Annotated in this window: 3 protein-coding genes and 1 pseudogene; all 4 read left to right on the top strand. The window is 45.2% G+C overall.

Going from position 1 to position 4,443, the window contains the following annotated elements; genetic code table 11:
• Nucleotides 1–270: pseudogene (locus PX636_RS13830) on the top strand (hypothetical protein); the annotation flags it as partial.
• 673 nt (nucleotides 271–943) lie between these two features.
• Entirely contained in the window at nucleotides 944–1,693 is a 750-nt protein-coding gene (locus tag PX636_RS13835) for a septal ring lytic transglycosylase RlpA family protein (RefSeq protein ID WP_004162918.1), read from the top strand.
• Between the two features lie 61 nt (nucleotides 1,694–1,754).
• Entirely contained in the window at nucleotides 1,755–2,456 is a 702-nt protein-coding gene (locus PX636_RS13840; protein ID WP_004162917.1) for an ABC transporter ATP-binding protein, read from the top strand.
• Between the two features lie 124 nt (nucleotides 2,457–2,580).
• The gene (locus PX636_RS13845; protein ID WP_004162915.1) at nucleotides 2,581–4,242 is read left to right on the top strand and encodes an NAD(P)H-quinone oxidoreductase subunit 4; all 1,662 of its coding nucleotides are present in this window, start codon (nucleotides 2,581–2,583) and stop codon (nucleotides 4,240–4,242) included.
• Nucleotides 4,243–4,443 lie beyond the last annotated feature (201 nt).

The following is a 4,443-nucleotide window of genomic DNA, read 5'->3' on the forward strand; positions in this document are numbered from 1 at the left end:
GTCAGTCCCGATGAAAAAATTTTCACCACCACAGATGAAAGAGGTTTCTTTCCCTACACCCCACACCCTACACCCCACACCCTCTTTCCAGTCAGTCCCGATGAAAAAATTTTCACCACCACAGATGAAAGAGGTTTCTTTCCCTACACCCCACACCCTACACCCCACACCCTCTTTCCAGTCAGTCCCAACGAAAAAATTTTCACCACCACAGATGAAAGAGGTTTCTTTCCCTACACCCGTTCGGACCTCGGCCATCTATATATATAGGGTTTGCCGAAAAAGCGTTTCGTGGGGTTAGGAGTCAGTATTCAGTGATCAGATGCGGGTTTTCAGTTCACTGTTCACAGCAAAATACTCCCCACTTCCCCACTTCCCCAATCCCCTATACCTTTTAAACAGGATTTAGTATTAGCCTGTATCAGCATTTCTGATTCTATAGTTAAGTTTGGCTAATAACAGCTTATTTTTAGTTCTTTGTCAAGCCCCTATTATAATTTTTAATCTCTGACCTTTAGCCCGATTTGACATTGATCTTAAAAATCTGGTTTTTTGTAGCGAAGAAAACAGTTTTATTAACCATTATCTGCATCGATAGAGAGAAATCGAGGAGGGCTGATAATCCTTGAAAGCCTTGTCAATACTAGCGTTATTACCTCTCGAAATTTCACTAATTCCCTAAGTTTTCCTAACCTTGATCCCCTCTAGGACACAAAAAATTAAAAACCTTTCATCTTAACTTGGTTTTTAGCGCCAGTCAACCCTTTATTTAAATTTTTGATTCTCTTGCCCGATAACGATATAAATTCTCGTAATGACCAACCAATTTTCCGTGATACGGTTGAACAGAAAGCAACCAAGTTAGCTCTGCAAGCACAAAGGAATGTTAGCAAGTTCCTTCAGCTTTGCATTGGGAACTTGCTAACGCACAATAAGAAAGTCTATGAATAAACAACTGATCAACAAACTACAAGCTGTAACTGCCCTTACCGTAGTGGGGACTACAGCCTCGATAATTTGTTCCCAGACAGCAGGACACAGCAACAGCCTGACGGATATTAGCGTAGATCGTCAAACTGTTATCGAGTCCACTTCTCAAACCATTCTGTCCGCTTTTTTTAATAGTCGAACAAATGATTCAAGTATTAAGATATCACGTTCGGTTCAAGATAATGCTAACGAAATTCTAAAAACTTTGGAGTCCCTAGTGGACAAAGAAAATACCGTCCCTGCAAGCGTTACACCCCAGACCCAAGAGGCCATTCCTTCGACGGGACAACCCCAATCACAACCCAATCAAGTCAAGCCGGCCCCGGCTAATGCCCCAGCCAGCAATCCTGCCTCAGTGACACCAGCAGAGAAGCCGAAAACAAGCCCAGCGGTAAAAACCAGCAGTCGCCCCCGTAAAAAGGGAATGGCCTCTTGGTATGGTCCTGGTTTCCACGGTCGTCGCACCGCTAGTGGTGAGACTTTTAACTCTAGTAGTTTAACCGCCGCCCATCGCTATCTACCTTTCGGCACCAAGGTTAGGGTAACTAATCTGCGTAACGGGCGCTCGGTGGTGGTGCGAATTAACGATCGCGGTCCGTTTAGCGGTGGTCGCGTCATCGATCTCTCCAGAGGTGCGGCAGCGATTATCGGTGTTTTCCAATCGGGAGTTGCCCCAGTTGTCTTGGAAGTTTTAGGCAGATAATCAGTTATCACTATGGCAGTGATCACTGCTATAGTGATCCTATTGGGATTTGACTGGGTTTATGTTAGAAATTAGCGATTTATCGGTTAATTATGGCGGAATAAAGGCATTACAGCAGGTTAGCTTAAGGGTAGAAAAAGGGGAAATTGTCACCCTGATTGGAGCGAACGGAGCAGGAAAAACGACGACTCTAAAGACGATATCTCGGATTTTAACGGCAAAGACGGGGCGAATAATTTATCAAGGTCAAGATATTACCCATTTACCGCCCCATGAAATCGTTAAGCGGGGAATTGCCCATAGTCCGGAAGGGAGAAGAATCTTAGCGCGTCAAACAGTCTTGACAAATTTGCAGTTAGGTGCTTATACGAGAAGCGATCGCCTAGGAGTAAAAAGCGATATCGAAGAGCAGTGGCAACTGTTTCCCCGACTATCGGAGCGCCGAGAGCAGTTAGCGGGAACCCTAAGCGGTGGGGAACAGCAGATGCTGGCGATCGCCAGAGCTTTAATGAGTCGTCCCAAGTTATTGTTACTAGACGAACCCAGTTTAGGACTAGCGCCGCAGATAGTGCGAGAAATCTTCAGTATTATCCGTAAATTAAATGAATCGGGAGTAACTATCCTGTTAGTGGAACAAAACGCCAATTTAGCCCTAGAAACTGCCAATCGCGGCTATGTTTTGGCAGCGGGACGCTTGACTATCGCGGGAGAAGCCGGGGATTTACTCAGGGATGAGCGGGTCAAACAAGCTTATTTGGGTTAATCGATGATGATGCGCCAATTATAGATAAAAGCCTATGGTAAAGGTAGGACAAAAAATATTCACAAAATTTTACAAAGTCGCATAAAATGAACACATAACGAAATAGGTATTTTTTCTTACTGCCATGCTAACGGCTAACTTCCCCTGGCTCAGTGCCATCATTTTGCTCCCCTTGCTTGCCTCCTTCCTGATCCCTGTAATCCCCGACAAAGAAGGAAAAACTGTTCGTTGGTTCGCTCTTGGAGTCGGACTAGCAGACTTTATATTAATGTGCTACGTCTTTTTACAAAAATATGATTTAAGCAACCCCAACCTACAATTAGTGGAAAAAATCGATTGGGTTCCCCAAATTGGTTTAAGTTGGGCGGTGTCGGTGGATGGTATATCGGCACCGTTAGTTTTATTAGCAGGATTGGTGACAACCCTTTCTATCTTGGCCGCGTGGCAAGTGGACCGCAAACCCCGTTTATTCTACTTCCTGATGCTGTTGCTCTACGCCGCTCAGATTGGTGTTTTCGTCGCCCAAGACTTATTATTATTCTTTTTAATGTGGGAAATCGAGTTAATTCCCGTTTATCTACTCGTTTCCATCTGGGGTGGTCAAAAACGTCGTTATGCCGCCACTAAATTCTTACTCTACACCGCCGCCGCTTCTATCTTCATCCTCGTTGCCGGTCTAGCCATGGCCCTTTACGGTGGTGGTGCAATGACCTTTGATATGGCGGAATTAGGATTTAAAGATTATCCCCTCGCTTTAGAATTATTCCTTTACGCCGGTTTATTAGTCGCTTTCGGAGTCAAACTCGCCATCTTCCCCCTCCATACTTGGCTCCCCGATGCTCACGGTGAAGCTTCTGCACCTGTATCGATGATTCTCGCTGGTGTTCTCCTCAAAATGGGTGGTTACGGTTTAATCCGTCTTAATATGGGGCTTCTACCCGATGCACACATCTACTTTGCCCCGATTCTAGCGATTCTCGGTGTCGTTAATATTATCTACGGTGCTTTCGCTTCCTTCGGTCAACAAAACATGAAACGCCGTCTCGCTTATTCCTCGGTTTCACACATGGGATTCGTCCTTTTAGGGATTGCTTCCTTTACCGATGTGGGTATTAGCGGCGCTATGTTACAAATGCTCTCCCATGGTTTAATTGCCGCCGTCCTATTCTTCCTTGCTGGTGTCACCTACGACCGCACCCATACCTTAGCTTTAAACGAGATGGGTGGGATTGCCCAAGCGATGCCGAAAGTCTTCGCTCTCTTTACTGCCGGCGCCATGGCTTCCCTAGCGTTACCCGGAATGAGCGGTTTTGCCAGTGAAATTACTGTATTCATCGGTGTCACTAGCAGTGACGTTTATAGCCAAACCTTCCGGGTTGTGACTGTCTTCCTCGCTTCCGTTGGTTTAATCCTCACCCCGATTTATCTACTCTCCATGCTTCGTCAAGTTTTCTACGGAGATGGTTCTTCCTGCGATATTACTAACATTCTCCCCAACAAAAGTAACGAACAGGCAGTTTGTTTTGGTACTAGCTGTGTCCTCCCTCATGAATCAGAATATATTGACGCTAAACCCAGAGAAATCTTTATCGCTGTCTCTTTCCTCGCTTTGATTGTCGCTATCGGTTTCTATCCCCAACTGGCTACCCGTATCTACGATGTGAAAACGGTGGCAGTTAACTCGGAAGTGCGTCAAGCTTACACAGAAATCGCCGCCACTCGTCAAAATATCTACGCTGAAACTCAACCGGACGTAAGCGCCAAGGTTGCCAGTATCTTCCAATAAATTGGCAAGTCTAAAGTGAATAGGTTATCGGGAGTAGAAATTCTGCTCCTGATTTTTTTTTGGCGAGGAGATAATTAATTAGGGTTGGCTGAATAAATGTGAAATATAGACGAGGTAAGGGTTTTAGGGGTCTATTTCGCAAAACAAGTGCAAGATTTTCAGAGAATCGTGGTCTTGTAGGGGCGAAGCATTCGGGCATAA

The organism is Microcystis sp. M53598_WE2 (assembly GCF_030067735.1).
GTDB lineage: Bacteria > Cyanobacteriota > Cyanobacteriia > Cyanobacteriales > Microcystaceae > Microcystis > Microcystis aeruginosa.

What these genes read in the sequence shown, in the direction of transcription:
- PX636_RS13835 (WP_004162918.1), top strand. Translation starts at nt 944, where the DNA reads ATGAATAAACAACTGATCAACAAACTACAAGCTGTAACTGCCCTTACC.
- PX636_RS13840 (WP_004162917.1), top strand. Translation starts at nt 1,755, where the DNA reads ATGTTAGAAATTAGCGATTTATCGGTTAATTATGGCGGAATAAAGGCA.
- PX636_RS13845 (WP_004162915.1), top strand. Translation starts at nt 2,581, where the DNA reads ATGCTAACGGCTAACTTCCCCTGGCTCAGTGCCATCATTTTGCTCCCC.